The organism is Paenibacillus solanacearum (assembly GCF_910593845.1).
In the GTDB taxonomy this organism is placed as follows: domain Bacteria; phylum Bacillota; class Bacilli; order Paenibacillales; family NBRC-103111; genus Paenibacillus_G; species Paenibacillus_G solanacearum.
Window position 1 is genome coordinate 288,053 of the sequence record NZ_CAJVAS010000004.1, and the last position, 18,507, is coordinate 306,559.

19 protein-coding genes and 1 pseudogene are annotated in these 18,507 nt (G+C 56.3%); 2 read left to right on the forward strand and 18 right to left on the reverse strand.

Going from position 1 to position 18,507, the window contains the following annotated elements:
• Nucleotides 1-218: 218 nt before the first annotated feature.
• From KXG62_RS07370 to KXG62_RS07425, 12 genes are all read right to left on the reverse strand, one after another.
• Nucleotides 219-629, reverse strand: a complete 411-nt coding sequence (locus KXG62_RS07370; protein WP_218091282.1) for a flagellar protein — start codon at nucleotides 627-629, stop codon at nucleotides 219-221.
• A 379-nt stretch (nucleotides 630-1,008) separates the two neighbouring features.
• On the reverse strand, nucleotides 1,009-1,473 hold the full coding sequence (locus tag KXG62_RS07375; RefSeq protein ID WP_218091283.1) for a hypothetical protein: 465 nt from the start codon (nucleotides 1,471-1,473) through the stop codon (nucleotides 1,009-1,011).
• 3 nt (nucleotides 1,474-1,476) lie between these two features.
• A complete protein-coding gene (locus tag KXG62_RS07380; RefSeq protein WP_246627330.1) occupies nucleotides 1,477-2,265 on the reverse strand; it encodes a hypothetical protein in 789 nt (262 codons plus the stop codon).
• Nucleotides 2,266-2,519: 254 nt separating this feature from the next.
• Complete coding sequence (locus tag KXG62_RS07385; RefSeq protein ID WP_218091284.1) at nucleotides 2,520-3,350, reverse strand: purine-nucleoside phosphorylase; 831 nt, start codon at nucleotides 3,348-3,350, stop codon at nucleotides 2,520-2,522.
• 32 nt (nucleotides 3,351-3,382) lie between these two features.
• A complete protein-coding gene (deoB, locus tag KXG62_RS07390) occupies nucleotides 3,383-4,558 on the reverse strand; it encodes a phosphopentomutase (protein ID WP_246627331.1) in 1,176 nt (391 codons plus the stop codon).
• A 152-nt stretch (nucleotides 4,559-4,710) separates the two neighbouring features.
• Nucleotides 4,711-5,610, reverse strand: a complete 900-nt coding sequence (gene xerD / locus KXG62_RS07395) for a site-specific tyrosine recombinase XerD (protein ID WP_218091286.1) — start codon at nucleotides 5,608-5,610, stop codon at nucleotides 4,711-4,713.
• A 102-nt stretch (nucleotides 5,611-5,712) separates the two neighbouring features.
• Nucleotides 5,713-5,952: a DUF4227 family protein gene (locus tag KXG62_RS07400; protein ID WP_246627332.1), complete on the reverse strand. Its 240-nt coding sequence runs from the start codon at nucleotides 5,950-5,952 to the stop codon at nucleotides 5,713-5,715.
• Between the two features lie 247 nt (nucleotides 5,953-6,199).
• Nucleotides 6,200-7,324, reverse strand: a complete 1,125-nt coding sequence (gene ald, locus KXG62_RS07405) for an alanine dehydrogenase (RefSeq protein ID WP_218091287.1) — start codon at nucleotides 7,322-7,324, stop codon at nucleotides 6,200-6,202.
• A 153-nt stretch (nucleotides 7,325-7,477) separates the two neighbouring features.
• Nucleotides 7,478-7,930: a ferric iron uptake transcriptional regulator gene (gene fur / locus KXG62_RS07410; protein WP_218091288.1), complete on the reverse strand. Its 453-nt coding sequence runs from the start codon at nucleotides 7,928-7,930 to the stop codon at nucleotides 7,478-7,480.
• 101 nt (nucleotides 7,931-8,031) lie between these two features.
• On the reverse strand, nucleotides 8,032-8,676 hold the full coding sequence (spoIIM, locus tag KXG62_RS07415) for a stage II sporulation protein M (protein ID WP_218091289.1): 645 nt from the start codon (nucleotides 8,674-8,676) through the stop codon (nucleotides 8,032-8,034).
• Between the two features lie 62 nt (nucleotides 8,677-8,738).
• Nucleotides 8,739-9,914, reverse strand: coding sequence for an endonuclease Q family protein (locus tag KXG62_RS07420; protein WP_218091290.1), 1,176 nt, complete (start codon nucleotides 9,912-9,914; stop codon nucleotides 8,739-8,741).
• A 2-nt stretch (nucleotides 9,915-9,916) separates the two neighbouring features.
• On the reverse strand, nucleotides 9,917-10,480 hold the full coding sequence (locus tag KXG62_RS07425) for an NUDIX hydrolase (RefSeq protein WP_218091291.1): 564 nt from the start codon (nucleotides 10,478-10,480) through the stop codon (nucleotides 9,917-9,919).
• A 199-nt stretch (nucleotides 10,481-10,679) separates the two neighbouring features.
• On the opposite strand from KXG62_RS07425, the pseudogene mciZ reads away from it, so the two are divergent.
• A pseudogene (gene mciZ / locus KXG62_RS34605) lies at nucleotides 10,680-10,745 on the forward strand (Z-ring formation inhibitor MciZ); the annotation flags it as partial.
• Nucleotides 10,746-10,836: 91 nt separating this feature from the next.
• On the opposite strand, the gene KXG62_RS07430 reads toward mciZ, so the two are convergent.
• Nucleotides 10,837-11,982, reverse strand: a complete 1,146-nt coding sequence (locus KXG62_RS07430) for a DUF3866 family protein (RefSeq protein ID WP_218091292.1) — start codon at nucleotides 11,980-11,982, stop codon at nucleotides 10,837-10,839.
• 82 nt (nucleotides 11,983-12,064) lie between these two features.
• Nucleotides 12,065-13,201 carry a M20/M25/M40 family metallo-hydrolase gene (locus KXG62_RS07435; RefSeq protein WP_218091293.1) on the reverse strand — a complete coding sequence of 379 codons (1,137 nt, stop codon included), beginning with the start codon at nucleotides 13,199-13,201 and terminating at the stop codon, nucleotides 12,065-12,067.
• Between the two features lie 196 nt (nucleotides 13,202-13,397).
• Here KXG62_RS07435 and prli42 point away from each other — a divergent pair, with 196 nt between their 5' ends.
• A complete protein-coding gene (prli42, locus tag KXG62_RS07440) occupies nucleotides 13,398-13,493 on the forward strand; it encodes a stressosome-associated protein Prli42 (protein ID WP_218091294.1) in 96 nt (31 codons plus the stop codon).
• A 14-nt stretch (nucleotides 13,494-13,507) separates the two neighbouring features.
• Here prli42 and KXG62_RS07445 read toward each other — a convergent pair whose 3' ends face one another.
• The 4 genes from KXG62_RS07445 to lpdA all read right to left on the reverse strand — a co-directional run bounded on the left by KXG62_RS07445 (nucleotide 13,508) and on the right by lpdA (nucleotide 18,442).
• Nucleotides 13,508-14,875: a dihydrolipoamide acetyltransferase family protein gene (locus KXG62_RS07445; protein ID WP_218091295.1), complete on the reverse strand. Its 1,368-nt coding sequence runs from the start codon at nucleotides 14,873-14,875 to the stop codon at nucleotides 13,508-13,510.
• 14 nt (nucleotides 14,876-14,889) lie between these two features.
• Entirely contained in the window at nucleotides 14,890-15,873 is a 984-nt protein-coding gene (locus tag KXG62_RS07450) for an alpha-ketoacid dehydrogenase subunit beta (protein ID WP_218091296.1), read from the reverse strand.
• A gap of 1 nt (nucleotide 15,874) precedes the next feature.
• A complete protein-coding gene (locus KXG62_RS07455; RefSeq protein WP_218091297.1) occupies nucleotides 15,875-16,885 on the reverse strand; it encodes a thiamine pyrophosphate-dependent dehydrogenase E1 component subunit alpha in 1,011 nt (336 codons plus the stop codon).
• A gap of 135 nt (nucleotides 16,886-17,020) precedes the next feature.
• Nucleotides 17,021-18,442: a dihydrolipoyl dehydrogenase gene (gene lpdA / locus KXG62_RS07460; protein ID WP_218091298.1), complete on the reverse strand. Its 1,422-nt coding sequence runs from the start codon at nucleotides 18,440-18,442 to the stop codon at nucleotides 17,021-17,023.
• Nucleotides 18,443-18,507: the final 65 nt, after the last annotated feature.

Consider the following 18,507-nt stretch of genomic DNA (forward strand, 5'->3'; position numbering starts at 1 on the left):
TAGTCTTATTGTACAAAATACACGAACATTTACACATGCCCTTTGGCGTCCATCCCGTGAAAACTTTGTGACAAATTTAAACAGGAGCGCCGCCTCATGGATACCCTTTGACATTTTAGCATAAGTTCGCCGTACTACCAAATATAACGAGCCGACAAAAAAAGGACCTGCGCCAGGGCAGATCCGATCCTTGACGTGCGTGGAAACAAAGCCGCCGGTTACCGCCGGAGCCGCTCGCGAATTTGAAAGCCGACGCCCCGCTCCAATTCCCGCAAGCTCACTTCCCGCTCTTTCATTTTGTTGATCTCCGAAACGATCCTGACGCGGCAATCGACACAAAGCTGGTGCTGACGAATAGGCGCGCTGCAGGAGTTGCACGGATAGGTCAAATTCGGATAGCCGGTCAACGGCAGCCGGTTTTCCCGGATAAACGCATACACTTCCTGCGGCGGCACGCCGGTAGCGCCGGCCAGCTGCTGCGTCGTCGCTTTTCGATTATATTTCAAAAAATCCAGGCAAGCGTTGAGCTTCCCGTCATACGAACGAATGCATTCCTGGCAAAGATTGCGCAAGTTATTTTGATAAACCTTCCCGCACTGCGGACAGTTGGAAACCTTCAACATCGTCATATTCGGCACCTCTTCCCTCCGACTAAGGTCCTTCACGATCATTTACGTAGTTCCTTTTGCCCAATTATAGCATGTCATTCCCGGTTGCGATAGTAATTCACTGCTAAAATTTTCATGCTATAGTGCTAACGATGCATCGGCGCTGGGATTGTCCACCGTTCATGCATTCCGGCGGTCCAGGCCATACTATGGACGAAACGAACGCTTTATTAAATCCGGTTCGGTAACGGAGGTGAGCAACTTGGCCAAACAGCAAGGTCACGGCAATCAAAATACGACGACCCGCAACAACGACAAAGGCTCCAGGAAGTCGAACTGAGGCCATCCCGCCGCCCTTGGCGCTCCGTTGAGAGCATCAAGGGCTTCCTCTTGCCTGCCTTCAGCCGGTTTCCTCGATCCGGCCGATCGACAGCGCCCGGTACTGCTGCAGGACGAGCCGGATCTCGGGAAAGGACGCGTCCGTACAGCGAATGATCACCACAAGCTCGGGTAATGGCCCCTTCTGCGCTTGGCCGCGCAAATAAGTCCGCTGCATCCAGCATGTCCCCCCTGCTCCCAGCATAAATCCTGCCAAAGCAGACACAATGCCCCATATAATCGGCCCCCAGTCCGATACGAAACCGAAGCTGATGCCGACCACGGAAAAAGCCGTCGCCAGCGCCATGCCGATTTCGAAGGCAAGCGTTTGTTTATGCGGATACCTCGTCGCCGTCACGTCCGAGCGCGAGACCGTCTCGTCCATGGAGACCGCCATGATCGAGCTGCGGGGAACTCCCGATTTCTCGAGAACGGACAATGCTTCCTCCATTTCAATTGTATGCTCAAATGTTCCGATAATAAGCATCCTTTATTCCGCCTTAGGGAAAATGTCGATGTGATAGGCCGGGTACCGTTCCCTGAAATATTGCATTTGTTCCGTCCGGAACAGCTGATTATTATCACGGGCCGACATATAGGCGTCGTACATGGCCCCGCCGATTACCGAAGGCATAAATAGCAGCCAGTGGGGGTTGAGCACCGCTTTGGCCTCTTGGAGACGCCCCGTAATCAGCAGCATAAGCGACTCATGCGAATGGGAAAGCGTCATATATATCGTCCACCAGACAACGCCATAAAACCCCAGCGATAGCCTGCTGTTATAAATTTGGCCCAGCCCCGGGAACATGAAAGAACAGAACATGGCGGACAACGGCCGTTTCTTGGCCAAGTACATGATGTTGAACCTGTCGATGCGAAACGGCGTTAATCGGGCACCCTCCAGTTTCGCCAGATGATATTGCTGATTCGCTTCAACCGCTTTCATATAGCTATCCCAAATCGCGAATAAATAGACGAGCAAATAAGCCAGCACCCATTTCGGCTCCAAAACAGCCGAAGCTTGCGCGAACCGGCCGCTGAGCGAATAAACGATGGCTTCGTTCATATGCGTTGCCGTATTGATCATCACTTCCCAGAAGGACAACAAAAACCCCCGAATATACTGATGCAGTAAGAAATGGCCGAAACCCGGGAAAGAAACCGACCACCAGGCGATAATATAAGGATTTTGCCAGCGCAGATATGTAAACCCGTCAGGGCTGATCAAAGCTTGCTGTCTTCGCATGCGTGCAGGGAAGGTTTGGTACCATGCTTTCAAGCGGATGCTCCTCTCCCCGGTCTGTAACCGATCCGTATTGGCAATGTTTGTATGCGGTACTCGCATTCGAATCATGCAATTTCCCTCTCGCTGCCAACTGCGGCGCCAACTGCCATAAAACAAAAAGACCGCCGCCGCCCGGTAAGTTCCTATCGAGCGGTGCAGTCCAGTATATCTTTAACAACAAGGCCGGTGCCCGGGAGGCACCGAATGGCAGCTGCGCTGCCTTGCGCATGAAACGGAGGCCGTCTTGATTACAGACGCGGCAAAATCCCCAAAATCAGCTGCAGAAACGTTTGCTTGACCCGCTCCGTCGTCTCCATCACTTCTTCATGCGAGAGCGGCTGATCTAAAATACCGGAAGCCATATTGCTGATGCAGGAGAAGCCGAGCACTTCCATGCCCGCATGACGCGCCACAATGACTTCGGAGACGGTCGACATGCCCACCGCGTCTGCGCCCAAGGTCCGCATCATGCGAATTTCGGCAGGCGTTTCGTAGGTCGGTCCGAGCAGTCCGATGTATATGCCCTCCTGCAGCTTCACGCCTTGCTCGGCGGCAACCGCCTTCGCCACCTCGCGCATCCGCTTGCTGTACGCTTCGGACATATCCGGGAAACGGACGCCAAGCTCACTTAGATTCGGTCCGATCAGCGGGTTGCGGAACGTAAAGTTGATATGGTCTTTGATCAGCATCAAATCGCCGGCTTCGTACGACGTATTGATGCCCCCCGCGGCATTGGTAACGAGCAGCTTCCCTACGCCAAGCTCTTTCATGACGCGCACAGGGAAGGACACCGTGTCCACGCCGTATCCTTCGTACATATGAAAGCGGCCTTTCATCAGCACGACATGCCTGCCGCCAACCGTACCAAGAAGCAGTTCTCCGGCATGGCCTTCCACCGTCGACACGGGAAAATGAGGAATGTCCCCATACGAAATCGTTACCGCGTTCTCCACCAGCTCCGCGATAACGCCCAATCCGGAGCCGAGGATCAATCCGATTTCCGGCTTCGCTTCGTATTGGGCGTGAATATAGGCCGCCGCTTCCTTGATGTTCTGCACTATGGAATGCTGATCCGTCATTTCATCGTCCTCCCGGATAGGTGTTAGGTGCCCTATTTCAATTGCTGCAAAAAGCTGTTCCCGTTGCCGGTCGATCCGGCTCCAAAGTTATCGGCCACTGTGGCGCCGAGATCCGAGAACGTCGCTCGGATACCCAAGGAGCTTGGTTCTTGCAGAGACGGGCTGTATACCAGCAGCGGGACATACTCCCTGGTATGGTCCGTCCCCGGATGAACCGGATCGTTCCCGTGGTCGGCGGTAATGATCAGCAAGTCTTCCGGCCCTGTCTTCTCCATCAGCTTCGGCAGCCATTCGTCGAACTCGTTGAGCGCCCGGGCATATCCTTCCGGGTCTCTGCGATGGCCGTACAGCGAGTCGAAATCGACCAGGTTCGTAAATAGCAAGCCTTCAAAATCGTGATCCAGCAGCTCCAGCGTCTTGTGTATGCCGTCCAGATTGCTCTTTGTCGGCGTTGCTTTCGTCACGCCTTCCCCGTCGAAGATGTCATTGATTTTCCCGACCGCGATCACGTCGCGGCCTGCGTCTTTGAGCAGGTTCATAACCGTCGGCGCCGGCGGCTTCACAGCGTAGTCATGCCGGTTCGGCGTGCGGACGAATGCCCCTGGCTTGCCGACATACGGGCGGGCGATGACGCGGCCTACCGCATACGGATCTTCCAGCGTCAGCTTGCGGGCGATTTCGCAGCCGAGGTACAGCTCGCCGAGCGGAATGACCTCCTCGTGGGCGGCAAGCTGGAACACGCTGTCCGCCGAGGTATACACGATCCATGCGCCTGTCTTCATCTGTTCTTCGCCGAGCTCGACCAAAATGTCCGTTCCGGAAGCCGGTTTGTTGCCGATCACCTTGCGTCCCGTTTCTTTCTCGAAGCGCTCGATCAGCTCCATAGGAAAGCCTTCGGGGAATACGTTAAACGGCGTTGCCACCTTCAAGCCCATAATTTCCCAATGGCCGGTCATCGTATCTTTTCCAACCGATACTTCGGCCATTTTGCCGTAATACGCTTGCGGGTGTCTGGCGGCCTCGATCCCGTGAAGCGGGGCGATTGCTCCGAGCCCAAGCCGTTCCAGGTTCGGCAGCCGAAGCGCTGGAACCCGCTCGGCGATATGTCCCAGCGTATGCGATCCGGCATCGCCGAACCGCGGCGCATCGGGGAGTTCCCCAATGCCGACACTGTCGAGAACGATCAAACAAATGCGCTTATATTTCAAGTTAAATTCCTCCTTACCGATAGACAAGCGTTGTGCGAAAAGCATATCGCTATTATCGCAAAACGGTTGATCGTTTGCAAAAACGGCCCGCGCGGGAACCCAAAAAAATAAGCCCGCTCTTGTGAATCGCGGAGCGGGCTCGTTAGAGTATGCTATTCGATTTTGGCCCGGGGATGCGTCCGGTCGTATACATCCTTCATTTTGCCCCGGGCGACTTGCGCGTAAATTTGCGTCGTCGAAATGTCCGCATGGCCGAGCATTTCCTGCACGGATCTTAAGTCCGCCCCGTTCTCCAGCAAATGCGCTGCAAACGAATGCCGCAGCGTGTGCGGCGTAATTTCCGAGCGAATTTCCGATTCCTGCGCGTAGCGCTTAATAATTTTCCAGAAGCCCTGCCGCGTGATGCGGGTCCCGAGGTGATTGACGAACAGTGCGTTTTCGATTTTGCCGGGCTTGAGCAGCTTGCGGCGGACCGTATCGGTATAGGCGGTCACATACTTCGAAGCGACCTTGCCGAGCGGTATGATGCGCTCTTTCCCGCTGTTCCCCCCACAGCGCACAAAGCCGAGCCCCGGATTGACGCTGTCCACATCGAGCGAGATCAGCTCGGATACGCGAATGCCTGTGGCGTAAAGCACCTCCAGCATCGCTTTGTCCCTCATGCCGCTTAAGCTCGTCGTCCGCGGCGCTTCCAGCAGCTTCTCGACGTCCTGCACGGACAAAATGATCGGCAGCCGCTTTTCCAGCTTCGGCGTTTCGAGCATCAAGGTCGGATCGCTGTCCAGCCGGCGCTCTCGGACCATATACTGATAAAACGAACGAATCGATACCGTGCTTCGCGAAATGGTCGCCGTCGCTCTCCCGAGCTGCTTCAGCTTTAGCAAATAGCCGGACACATGCACTTTTCCGCTATCTTTCAGCAATTGTACGCCGGAATGCTCCAAATATTCTATGTATTGAATCAAATCGCGATGGTACGATTCTAGTGTATTTGGCGCAAGTCCTTTTTCCTCAGTCAAATATTGGATGAATGACTGCAGATCCCTTTTCATGCGTCAACGATCCCCTTCTATGTTGTACGACGGTCAATTAAGAAAAGCCGTTAGATACATAATTCCACATTCAGGGGCCATTTCCTGCCAGAATGAAAAAGCTTATTCGCCGATTCGGTAAAAAAGCTTGAGCCTCTCTCCCATCGTCGTATAAGCATCGGGAAAAAGCGAAGCGTCGCTTTGAAAAACTTTCACCGCATGGCCGGCCGGCTCTTTATATTTATGCGCAGGCTCGAGAAAATGCGTAAGCAGCAGCAGACCATGATAGAGCATAAACGTCAAGGCGATGAACAGCAGCATGAAACGGAGCCGTTCCATCCACTTACGGGCATGAATGATCACAGCCTGTACCTCCTTTTCCCATGGCGTCGCCGTCTTCGGGACAAGCCCGAAAAAAGTGACGGCGGCAGCCTTTGTCGGCAGCGGCCGGGCAGCCGATACCGACTTGGCTCCTTACCGTAAGACTATGACGGGAAAGCTTAATTTATGCCCCTTGTCCGGCGGACCTGGCTTGTCGGGGACGTGCGATTCTTGTGCATATTCGGCGCAGCGGCGCGGCGTAAGGAATGCGCCATCCCCAAGCTAGCCGTCAGCTAAGAGGCAGGAGCGTATCCAGCCCCGCAAAAGGCAGGCCGACCGCTTCCGCCACGGCCGGATGGGTTACATGGCCCTGAAACGTATTGACGCCCAATCGCAAAGGCGGATTGCTGTACAGCGCCCGGGTTACGCCCTTGGACGCCAGCTCCAGCGCGTACGTAATCGTTACATTGGTCAGCGCCAGCGTCGAGGTGCGGGGAACCGCTCCCGGCATGTTGGCGACCGCGTAATGCAGTACGCCGTGCTTCTCGTAGGTCGGCTCGCTATGCGTCGTTACACGGTCGACCGTTTCGATCGAACCGCCTTGATCCACGGCGACGTCGACGATGACGGCCCCCGGTTTCATTTGCTTGACCATGTCCTCCGTCACAAGCTTCGGCGCTTTCGCTCCAGGGATAAGCACCGCGCCGATCAGCAGATCGGCTTTTTGCACGGCGTTGGCGATATTGTACGGGTTCGACATCAGCGTTCGAATGCGCCCGAGGAACACGTCGTCCAGATAGCGCAGCCGCTCCGCATTCCGCTCGATAACGACGACGTTCGCCCCGAGGCCCAGCGCCATCTTCGCCGCATTCGTTCCTACGATGCCGCCGCCGAGGATGATGACATCCGCGGCCGGCACGCCCGGCACGCCGCCGAGCAGCACGCCGCGCCCGCCATAAAACTTCTCGAGATATTGCGCTCCGACCTGCACTGACATCCGCCCCGCCACTTCGCTCATCGGCGTCAGCAGCGGCAGGCTGCCGTTCGGCAGCTGAATCGTTTCATAGGCGATGGCCGTCATTTTATGACTGACGAGCGCCTCGGTCAGCTTCGGCTCCGCCGCCAGATGCAAATAGGTGAACAGCGTCAGCTGCTCACGGAAGTAACCGTACTCGGACGGCAGAGGCTCCTTGACCTTCATGATCATCTCCGCCTGAGCCCATACGTCGGACGCCGCGGGAATGACCGCCGCGCCCTCCTGTGCGTATTCCTCGTCGGAAAATCCGCTGCCGGCTCCCGCCCCCGCCTCGATCAGCACTTGATGACCCGCTGCGGTCAGCATCGCTGCGCCCCCCGGCGTCAGCGCTACACGGTTTTCGTTATTTTTGATTTCTTTTGGTATGCCGATAATCATCCGTTACCCGCCTCCTGTTCTGGTGCGCATAGTATGCTTAGTGTGGGCCAAAACACCGACGATATAGATGTGAAGTGCAGGAAAAGCAAAAAACCTTCTACTTGATCATACTCAAGTCGAAGGTTTTGTTGATTACTATCGGTGTGGGCTTGGTCAAGACTTCCCTTTGTCGCGGCATCGATGACAAATGCCCTGAAAGTCCAGCCGGTGATCCAGCACCTGGAACCGGTATTCCCGCTCAAGCCGTTCCTCCAGCGCCAGTAGCCAGTCTTCCATAATTTCATCCACTGCGCCGCACTGCACGCAGATCAAATGATGATGATGGTGATGAGTGCTGTCGTTGCGCAAATCGTACCGGGCGACGCCGTCGCCGAAGTTCATCTTTTCAAGCACATGCAGTTCGCTCAGCAACTCCAGCGTCCGGTATACGGTCGCAAGACCGATCTCGGGCGCTTTGTCCTTTACAAGCATGAACACGTCCTCAGCGCTCAAATGATCTTCTTCATTCTCGAGCAGCACCCTCACGGTCGCTTCCCGCTGGGGCGTCAGCTTGTAGCCTTGCGATTGCAGCTGCTGCTTTATTTTTTCAATGCGAGATTCTTCCATGCTTCTCCCCCTGAGGGCTTTGCAAAAAAAAGCACAAAACCGCTGCGAAGTATGATTTTATTATAGGTTGTGGTCGCAGGGAAAGTCAAACCTTTTCAATCTTAAGCCAGATGCAGCGCAGCAAGCATCGGCGTCACCCATTTCATCATAACGGGAGACAGGTAAGCCTCGAAGAGGGAGACGCCGACGAACAATGCGGTCGAAGCGACGCTGACGCCGCAAAAGCGCATGAACGGTTCATAAATCGAGCCGTTGCGCGATACAAACCGGTTTTTGACCAGATGAATCGAGAAAGCCATCGCCGTTACGCTGCATACGAGGAGCACGGGAATAATGATCAGGTTTTGCGGCACGACGGAAACGAGCGCGAATAGCAGCCCTTGCCAGGACATCGTGCCGACCATGTATCCGACAGTAAAACCGACCAGCACGCCTTTCAAAAAATCAAGGATCAGGATCAGCGGCAGTCCGATCACCGATAATCCGAGTATCCAGATCAGCAAAACCCATTTGATATGCATCGAAAACGAGTCTTTAAACGAGCCCGTTATATCGCCTTCCAGCGCGCCTTGCTGCACCCTGGCAAAAAAATTGCCCAAATAGCGCGTAATTTCCTGCTTCTGCTCGAGCGACAGGGCGTTCACCATTACGGCTCCAAAGACAACGCCTGTCACAAAGATGACGCCGACGAAAATATAGAACGACAAATGCTCCTTCATATACTGCTCCAGCGTTCGGTTCCGCATCTTGTGCTTCGCCCCCTTGTCCGAATAATACAACTTATGACAAGGGGATACGCTTTATGACTTTACGATTTCACTTTCCCGTACTTGCCGCCTCCGCCGGTCTCCAGCTCCAGCGTGCCTTCCCGGGCCTGGATCAGGCAGAGGGCGATCGCATCGCCCGCCGTTTCGGCAATCGCTTCGTACGACGCGCGGTGCAGCAAGTTCATTTCCGTGCCGAAGCGCTCGATCAGCTTCGCGAACGTCTTGGGGCCGAGCTTCGGAATGTATTCCAGCGGCACCTGATAGTAATAAGGCGGCCGGTCGGCAGGCACCCAAGGCTCTTCCCTGTCGGCAATGCTTCGAATGCGGTCCAGCACGCCGCGGACGATCTTCGTGTGACCGCAGTACAGGCAGCGTTCGACGACAGTCACATCCTGCTCGTCCAGAATGCTCCCGCACTTGTCGCAGTATGTCCGGTGGTATTTGCCAAGCCGCGGATTCAATCCGTAGTTGGCCAGCACCTTGCGGCCATCCTCCTGCGCCAGCGCTTTGCGGAACTCTTCGAACGAAGGCTTGTCCAGCCAAAGCTTATTGTATTCCCGCCCGATCTTCGGCAGCGAATGCGCATCGGAATTCGTCAAGAACGTATACCGGTCCAGCTCGCTGATGTATCCCGCCATGACCGAATCGGCGCTGAGGCCGAGCTCCACGGCGGCAATCGCATCCAGATCCAGCAAATGCTCCATGCGCGTCGAGCCGCTGCCGTACATGCTTTTGTGCGGCGTAAAAATATGCGCCGGGATCAGCAGCCCTCCGCGATCCGTTACTTCCCGCTGCAGCTCCCGCGCGGTGACATAAATGCGCTGCGAACTGAGTTGGACGTTCTTCATATGCTTCTTGAGCCACTCGGTAAACTCCCGCATAATATCCAGCGTCGGCATGTACGCGAGCAAATGCGCGGTGCCGTAACCCGGGTCCCGCACCTCTATCTCGCAGCCGAGCAGGATCGTGGTCCGGTGGTACCGGATGCCGCCGCCCGGCAGCTCCTCCATCTCGCCTTGATCGAGATAGCGCGTCATCTCCCGCTGCACGCCGGGGGAGTGGCAATCGATGATGCTGACGATGTCCATGCCCTTCCGTTCCGAAGCTTCCTGCGCAATGTTGTAGAACGTCAAGTTGTTCGCGGCGCTGATCTTGACAGCCTGCCCTTCTTCCGTTCGCCCGATGTGAATATGCAGGTCAGCATAGTAGGCTTCCATCGTTAGAACGATCCGGTCAGCTTATAGAGCTGCCAGGCGTATACCGCCATGACCGTCTTGGCATCGCTGATCCGGCCTTCCCTCATGTAAGCTTGCGCTTGCTCCAGCGTGATCGCCTCCAGCTCCAGAAACTCGTCCTCGTCCGGATTCGCTTCCCCTTTGCTCAGCTGTTCGGAGGCGTACAGATGCAGAATTTCGTCGGCAAAGCCCGGCGATGTGTAAAAGGAGCTGATGTGCCGGAGCGATTCACAGCGATAGCCGGTCTCTTCTTCCAGTTCCCGCTTCGCGGCGTCGAGCGGATCTTCTCCCGCATCGAGCTTGCCGGCCGGAATCTCGATCTGGCTCTTCTCCAGCGGCTTGCGGTATTGCTCCACGACAAGCATCCGGCCGTCATCGGTCAAAGCCAGCACCGCAACCGCGCCGGGGTGCTTTACGATTTCGCGCGTAGCGGTCGCGCCGTTCGGAAGCTGCACGGTGTCTACCTGCAGCGAGATGATTTTGCCTTGAAATATCGGTTCGGTGCGCAAGGTCACTTCTTCAAACTTTCTATGATGAGATGCGTTCATGTCTGTGCGATTCCTTCCTTTCTTGGAAAAAGAGGATGACGGCGGCGGAAGCAATCACTCAGGTGACCGGGCTTGGCGCCGCCTACCGTTCATTATATCACGTTCGCGATGCATTGGTGATTTGGCAGAAGGAGGCATAAGGTGCTAGGACCCGACATAAGCTGGACTATATCAATCTAGCGAAAGCGGGGATGAACCTATGAAAATATATTACGCCTCCCATCAAATGCGCCTGGTCGGCAAAGCGCGCGACATTCGAAACTATCTCCAATCGATGCTGCATGCGGCGCCTGCAGATATTACATTATACGAACTTATGCATGGAAAGCGCAGAAAAGACGCTTCGGCGCTGGAGCTTATCCCTCTGCGCCATGCGCTGGACGAGTCGCAGCCAGCCCGGCGAGCGCCTCATCCGCTGCCGTACAGACGGCTGCAAAAAACGGCGGATCGTCGCGCCATCCTCTTCCCATCGAAGTAATCGCGGCGCCGTAGGCACATAGAGCCGCTTCCATGCGATCGGGCGAAGGCGCTTCGCGCCAGACGATCCGGTGTTTGTCCGCGATCCGCGACGATGCGGCCTGGTCCCGTAGTATATCTGCTTGTTCCGGCGAGGACAAGAGCGGCAGCGGGACTGCCGCCGAAGCGAGCGCCGCCGTCTTCAGCGCCGTGATCGAGTGATGGCTTAAGCCGCGGTGGCGCTCCCGGGCATCGCCGAAGCTAACCCTCGGCATGAAGACGGGAATGCCGCCAAGCGCGGATACGGCGTTAACGAGCTCTCCCGTCTCGATGCCGGTGTATCCGTACGGCGTCCCCGTTCCGACAATGCCGGGTCCCATCGTCACAATCGCGATGTCCGCTTCGAGCACATGCTTCGCAGCCAGCAGCGCCGTATATTTGTTCACGGCCTCCAGATCGCCGCCGTACGCGTGTCCGTAGGTAATCGTTCCGGCCAGCCAGCCGAGCGCATTCAGCCGATCGACATGCCGGCTCAGCGCGATCGGCAGTGCCGCGCCATCGGTCATAATATAGGCGATCCGTACTGGCTGCTTGCCATCGTTGCGGCAGCGCAGCCACGCCACGGCAGCCGGCAGCATGCTGTGCAGCTCGCCGATCAGAACCGGCATTCGTTCCAGCGTGCTGCGGCCGGCCAGCTTCTCCTGCATGCCGCTATCCGCTTCCTCTACCGCCAGCACGGCTCGCTGCAGCGCCGTATAGCGCAGCTTCATAATGTGCCCGGGCGGCAGCGGCCCGCCGCCGGAATGCACCTGTGCCAGCGGGGCCAGCACAAAGTGCGCGCCGCCGGTTCCGAGGCCGAGCGCGACCGCCGTCGTATTCGCCAGCACCTCGTCCCCCGGCCGCAGCGGCGCAAACGCGGTCAGATCGTGATATGCGCGGCAGCGGTCGCCGTCGGCCGTCTCCAGCACGATCTCCTGCAGCTTCTCACCTGCTGCGACGATTTCTATGACGATGCCTGTTTGCCATTGGATGCCTACGGGAACCACCTTCTTTGCAAAAAAATACTGCTTCGCCGCATCGTAATCGCAGCAAATACAATCAGCGACTGATGACGGGAAGCAGCATATCTTATGATCCGTTCGCCACTTCGTTGATGATGGCGACGACCACCTCGGTCGTTTTCACCAGATCGGCTATGGCGATGCGTTCTTTCGTTGTATGAATGTCCAGATACCCGATCGCCATATTGACCGTCGGGATGCCCATACCGTTAAACATATTGGCATCGCTGCCTCCGCCGGTATGGAAGGTCCGCGGCGTGCAGCCGACCTTCGTCAGCGCCTTCATCGCCAGTTGTACGACCGGCGACGATTCGTCATGCATGTAAGCGGGGTAAATGACGTCGCTCTTGAATTCCACCTTCGCGCTCATCTCTTGGGCGACTTCTTCGCAAGCTTGACGCATTTTCTCCACCTGCGTGTACATTTTCTCGTTGACGATGCTGCGCGCTTCGCCTTCCAGCTTCACGCGCTCGACGACGATGTTCGTCGCGCCTTCGACGCCGCCCTCGAACCGGCCGATATTGGCCGTCGTCTCGTTATCGATGCGGCCGAGCGGCATGCGGGCAATCGCTTTGCTCGCGACGGAAATCGCACTGATGCCGTCTTCGGGATTAACGCCGGCATGCGCGGAACGTCCCCAGAACGTAATGTACAGTTTGGCTTGCGTCGGCGCGGCAACGGCGATGTCGCCGATTTTGCCGTTCGAATCGAGCGCAAAGCCCATATCGGCGTCCATCCATTTGGCGTCCATGGCGCGGGACCCGCGCAAGCCCATCTCTTCGCCCGCAGTGATGATAAACTGGATTTGGCCGTGCGCGACGTTATTTTCCTTCAGCACGCGAATCGTCTCGATCATCGTGGCGAGCCCCGCTTTGTCATCGGCGCCCAGAATGGTCGTGCCGTCGCTGCGAATATATCCGTCCTCGCCGATCTGCGGCTTAATTCCTTTGCCCGGCGTCACGGTGTCCATGTGGGAAGTGAAAAACAGCTTCTTCAGCGGCTTCGACGACGTTGCCGGCAGCGTGCAGATTAAGTTGCCCGAACCGTGCCCGGTCACGGCCGCCGAATCGTCTTCCTCTACCTTCAGACCCAGCTCCGTAAACTTCTGCTTCAGTACCCGGCTGATCTCCTGCTCGTGCTTCGTCTCGCTGTCGATCTGCACAAGCTCCAAAAATTCATTTACCAAACGAGTTTGCTGTATCATAAGCTTTCCTCCAATATGCCGCATGAGTTAATATAGAAAAGAAAAAGCTTCTGTATCGATGTTCTGTCCCAACGACAGAGCGCATTCGATGCTGCTCGAAGCTTTTTCGCAAAATGGCCGAAGGACGAATTCCGGTTCCCACCGTACTTTCCGATCGCCCAACTATAAGTATTACCATGAAGAGGAGCTGAAACGCATGCAGAACAAACTGATTTTTAAAATTATCATTTACGTGATGATCGCTTCGATGGTGTTATCCACGCTGCTATTCACGGTCAATCTGTTTATTTAGGACAAGCCGTTACGTTAGTAAAGCTTCGTGTCCTGATTGTACGCTTCCAGGTTTTCCTTGACCCGCTGCATGAACCGCCCGCAGATGACGCCGTCAAGAATTCGGTGATCCAGCGACAAGCATAAGTTCGCCATCGATCTTACGGCGATCATATCCTGAATGACGACCGGCTTTTTGACGATCGATTCGAACGTCAAGATGGCCGCTTGCGGATAGTTGATGATCGGGTAAGACAAGATCGAACCGAACGATCCTGTATTGTTTACCGTGAATGTGCCGCCCTGCAAATCATCGAGCGTCAGCTTGCCCGCTCTCGCTTTCCGCGAATACTTGTCGATCTCGAGCGCGAGGCCGGCAATATTTTTTTGGTCGGCGTTTTTGATGACCGGCGTGACGAGCGAATCCTCCGTGCCGACGGCAAGCGAAATGTTAATGTCCCGTTTGACAATGATTTTATCGACGGCCCACACCGAGTTGATGATCGGATAATCTTTGATCGCGTTGACGACCGCTTTGAGCAAGAAGGCCAAGTAGGTCAGGTTGATGCCTTCCTGCTTCATAAATTCGCCCTTCAGCTTGTTGCGAAGCAGCACCAGATTGGTCACGTCGACTTCGATCATCATCCAGCCGTGCGGAATTTCGGTTTTGCTTTGCCGCATATTTCTTGCGATCGCATTGCGCATCGGCGTAACGTCCATCAAGTACTCGCCGCGACCTTCCAGCGGCTGCCCGATCACTTCGATATTCGGCAGCGGCGGGTTTTGCGACAAGTGAATGCCTGTCGAGCGGACGGGCACTTTCGGCGGCGCAGACACGAATACGCCCTGCTCTGCAGCGGCCGCGGAAGCGATCCGGTTGACCTCGTCCACCGGCTGCTGCGAGGCTACGGCCCCTTTGTCCTGACCCGGCCCCGCTGCAATATATTGTTCCACGTCCTTGCGCGTAATGCGTCCGCCCAAGCCCGTTCCTTTCACCTTCGACAGCGTGACGCCGTGATCGGCGGCAAGCTTCAGCACGGCCGGCGAATATCTTCCTTGCATCGGTCCGCCGGTTGTCACCGCCGGTCCTTCCGCAGACACCGATTCAACTGCGTCCCCCGCCGGAGCCCCGGACGTCTTGGCCTCCGCTTGCGGCTCCGCAATGATGCAGATCGCTTCGCCAACGGCAGCCGTCGTTCCTTCCTCCACCAGCAGCCGCATGATCCGTCCCTCTACGGGCGAGGGCATCTCCACCGTTACTTTATCCGTAATCAGCTCGCACAGCACATCGTACTGCTCGACATAGTCGCCCGGCTGCCTTAACCATTTGGCCACCGTGGCGGACACGAGACTTTCCGCCAAATGGGGAACGGTCACTTCCGTTCCGCCCGTTGTTTCGCCCATGATCTCGTCCCCTCCTAGAACAGCGCCAGCTTGCGCATGGCGTCCTTGATTTTATCGGTATTGAGCAGGAAAAACTTCTCCATCGGCGGGTTCATTCCTACGGCCGGAATGTCCGGCGTGCACAACCGCATGATCGGTGCGTCCAGCTCAAACAGCAGCTCTTCCGCGATCAGTGCAGACACCTCCGCGCCGACACCGCCCGTTTTGTTGTCCTCGTGAACGATCAGCACCTTGCCCGTTCGGCCTGCCGCTTCCAGCACCGCCGCCGTATCGAGCGGCTGGAGCGTCCGCAGATCGAGAATATGCGCGCTGATGCCTTCTTCCTTGGCGAGCTCCTCCGCCGCCCGAAGCGCATACTGCACTGTCAGTCCATACGAAATGACGGTGATGTCGCTGCCTTCCCGCTTCACGTCGGCTTTGCCGATCGGAACGATATAATCCTCTTCCGGTACTTCGCCGGTTACGCCGAGGTAGCATTTCTTATGCTCGAAGTACAGCACCGGGTCCGCGTCGCGAATCGCTGCTTTGAGTAAGCCTTTGGCATCGTACGGGTTCGAAGGGGCGACGATTTTCAGTCCTGGCGTTCCGAAGAAGACCGATTCCGGACATTGCGAATGGTACAGCGCACCGCCGCCGGTCGCTCCGTAAGGCGCCCGAATGACGATCGGGCAGCTCCAGTCGTTATTGGAGCGGTAGCGAATTTTCGCCGCTTCGCTAATGATCTGGTTGGTCGCCGGGAAAATAAAATCGGCGTACTGCATCTCGGCCACCGGCTTCATGCCATACATCGCTGCGCCGATCGCTACGCCGGCAATGGCGGATTCCGCAAGCGGCGTATCCATGACGCGTTCCTCGCCGAATTGGTCGCGCAAGCCTTTGGTGGCGTTCATGACGCCGCCTTTGCCGACGTCTTCGCCGAGAACGAATACGTTCTCGTCCCGCTGCATCTCCTCGATCATCGCGGTGCGAATCGCTTCCAAATATGTAATGACAGCCATGTTATACCTCCCCTTCTTCCGCATATACATGCCGAAGCGTATCTTCCGGCGCAGGGAATGGCGCGAGCTCGGCATACTTCGTCGCTTCCTTGACCTCTTCCAACAGGGCCGCCGCAAGCTCGGCATCCTGCGCTTCGCTCCAAAGCCCGCAATCGAACAAATATTGGCGGAACGCGAGCAGCCCGTCCTTCGCCTTGTTCTCTTCGACTTCCTCCTTGGTGCGATACAGCATATCGTTATCGGAGGTGGAATGCGGAGGGATACGGTACATCACCGCTTCGATCAGCGTAGGGCCTTCGCCCCGAATTGCACGTTCCCGCGCTTCTTTCACCACACGGTATACTTCAAGCGCATCCCGGCCGTCCACTTTGACGCCGGGAAAACCGTAGCCGATGGCTCGTTCCGCGATGCTGCCGCTGACCTGCTTGTGAAGCGGGACCGAGATGGCGTACTGATTGTTCTCGCACATCAAAATGACGGGCAGCTTGTGAACGCCGGCGAAATTGCAGCCTTCGTGGAAATCGCCCTGATTGCTGGAACCGTCGCCGAACGTGACGAACGATACGAACTCCTGCTTCTTCATCTTGGCTGCGAGCGCAAAGCCGGCCGCATGCGGCACTTGTGTAGTCACGGGACTCGAGCCCGTGACGATGTTCAGCTTCCGGTGGCTGAAATGACCGGGCATTTGCCGGCCGCCGCTGTTCGGGTCTTCCGCCTTGGCGAAAACCGACAGCATCAGCTCCCGCATCGTCATGCCGACCGTAAGCACAAATCCGTAATCTCGATAATAAGGAAGAAAATAGTCCTTTTCTTTATTCAAAGCATAAGCGGCGGCCACTTGAGCCGTTTCCTGCCCGATCCCGGATACATGAAAAGCGATTTTGCCGGATCGCTGCAGAACAAAGCTTCGCTCATCGAAGGTTCGCGCTTTCAGCATATAGGTATACATCTCGATGACCTGCTCATCTGTCAATCCGAGCTGTCTGTGCTTCAATCGTTGTCCGACGGACATGGGGCAGCGCCTCCTCTGGTTTACATGGAAATAGGCATCGATCCACTGCATTCATTTTATAACCAAACTTTAATACCTGGTGCTAATACTTAGCACTATGTATATTATAATCGGTTTCGATTATGAACACAATTTTTATATGCTGATCGCTTTGCCGTCCACGGCCAGCATGGCTTCTCCCAATATTTCCGATAAGGTCGGATGCGGATGAATCGTTTGCCCCACTTCCCACGGCGTCGCGTTCAACAGCTGCGCCAGCGCCGCTTCCGCAATATAATCGGTCGCATGCGGGCCGATCAGATGAACGCCGAGCAGGTCGTTCGTTTCCTTGTCGGCAATCACCTTGGCGAAGCCGTCGCTGTCGCCGTAAACGAGCGCTTTGCCCAGTGCCTTGAAGTGCACTTTGGCCGTCTTGACCTGATGCCCCCGCTCCTTCGCCTGCGCCTCCGTCCAGCCGACGCTGGCGATTTCCGGGCGTGAATAAATGCAGCGCGGCACTTGATGCTGCGCATACCGATGCGGCTCCAGACCGCTCATATGTTCTGCGGCGATGATTCCCTCATGAGCGGCGGCATGTGCAAGCTGCAGCCCGCCGATGCAATCGCCGACGGCGTAGATGTGAAGCTCCGCCGTTTGCATCGCATCGTTCACGCGGATATAGCCGTTCTCGATTTTGATGTCGGTGTTCTCAATACCGATACCTTCGATGTTTGCCTGCCGCCCGACCGATACGAGCACACGCTCAACGGTTAACGGCACTTGCCGGTCTTTATGTTCCACCGTCAAGATGACGCCGGATTCATGCTTCTCCAATGTTTCGGGCATCGCCTTGGCACCGGTCATTACCTTGACGCCGCGTTTTTTGAGCAGCCGCTCCAGCTCGCGGGATACATCTTCGTCTTCGCCTGGAACAAGCCGCGGCGCATATTCGATCAGCGTAACCTCCGTGCCGAAATCGCTCAGCATCGAAGCCCATTCCACGCCGATGACACCGCCGCCGATAATCAGGATCGATTGCGGCAGGCGGTCCATCACAAGCGCATCATCGCTGTTCATGATCCGTTCGCCGTCACGCTCCAGCCCCGGGATCGTTCGCGGCCGGGAGCCTGTTGCAATAACGAGCCGTTCCGGCACCAGCGTCAAGATCTCGCCGTCCTCCTGCTCGACCGATACGGTTCCGCTGCGCGGGGAAAAGATGGAAGGTCCGATGACTCTGCCGATGCCCCGGTAAACGGTAATTTTATTTTTTTTCATTACATATTGAAGACCGCTATGAAGCTGCTCCACAACGGCGCTTTTGCGGCTCATGATTTGACCGAAATCGATACGGACTTGATCCGCCTCGACGCCGAAGCGCCGGCTGTCTTTCATCAGGGCGTATACTTCCGCCGATCGGAGCAGCGACTTGCTCGGGATGCAGCCTTTGTGCAAGCAGGTGCCTCCCAGCTTGTCCTGTTCGACGATCGCCACGCTCTTGCCGAGCTGTGCGGCGCGAATGGCCGCCGTGTAGCCGCCGATTCCTCCACCGAGCACGATCACATCATATGCTTGGGTCATAGTATTCGATTCCTCCTGCCCTCTATGATTCTCTTATTTTAACCTTATTTGCCCGCAGAAATATA

Bases quoted from the DNA above. Each gene is read 5' to 3' on its own strand.
- KXG62_RS07435 (WP_218091293.1), bottom strand. From the start codon at position 13,201: ATGATACAGCAAACTCGTTTGGTAAATGAATTTTTGGAGCTTGTGCAG.
- fur (WP_218091288.1), bottom strand. From the start codon at position 7,930: ATGGAAGAATCTCGCATTGAAAAAATAAAGCAGCAGCTGCAATCGCAA.
- KXG62_RS07450 (WP_218091296.1), bottom strand. From the start codon at position 15,873: ATGGCTGTCATTACATATTTGGAAGCGATTCGCACCGCGATGATCGAG.
- KXG62_RS07385 (WP_218091284.1), bottom strand. From the start codon at position 3,350: ATGACGGATCAGCATTCCATAGTGCAGAACATCAAGGAAGCGGCGGCC.
- KXG62_RS07420 (WP_218091290.1), bottom strand. From the start codon at position 9,914: ATGGAAGCCTACTATGCTGACCTGCATATTCACATCGGGCGAACGGAA.
- spoIIM (WP_218091289.1), bottom strand. From the start codon at position 8,676: ATGCGGAACCGAACGCTGGAGCAGTATATGAAGGAGCATTTGTCGTTC.
- prli42 (WP_218091294.1), top strand. From the start codon at position 13,398: ATGCAGAACAAACTGATTTTTAAAATTATCATTTACGTGATGATCGCT.
- ald (WP_218091287.1), bottom strand. From the start codon at position 7,324: ATGATTATCGGCATACCAAAAGAAATCAAAAATAACGAAAACCGTGTA.
- KXG62_RS07375 (WP_218091283.1), bottom strand. From the start codon at position 1,473: ATGCTTATTATCGGAACATTTGAGCATACAATTGAAATGGAGGAAGCA.
- KXG62_RS07455 (WP_218091297.1), bottom strand. From the start codon at position 16,885: ATGTCCGTCGGACAACGATTGAAGCACAGACAGCTCGGATTGACAGAT.
- lpdA (WP_218091298.1), bottom strand. From the start codon at position 18,442: ATGACCCAAGCATATGATGTGATCGTGCTCGGTGGAGGAATCGGCGGC.
- KXG62_RS07445 (WP_218091295.1), bottom strand. From the start codon at position 14,875: ATGGGCGAAACAACGGGCGGAACGGAAGTGACCGTTCCCCATTTGGCG.
- KXG62_RS07370 (WP_218091282.1), bottom strand. From the start codon at position 629: ATGACGATGTTGAAGGTTTCCAACTGTCCGCAGTGCGGGAAGGTTTAT.
- xerD (WP_218091286.1), bottom strand. From the start codon at position 5,610: ATGAAAAGGGATCTGCAGTCATTCATCCAATATTTGACTGAGGAAAAA.
- KXG62_RS07425 (WP_218091291.1), bottom strand. From the start codon at position 10,480: ATGAACGCATCTCATCATAGAAAGTTTGAAGAAGTGACCTTGCGCACC.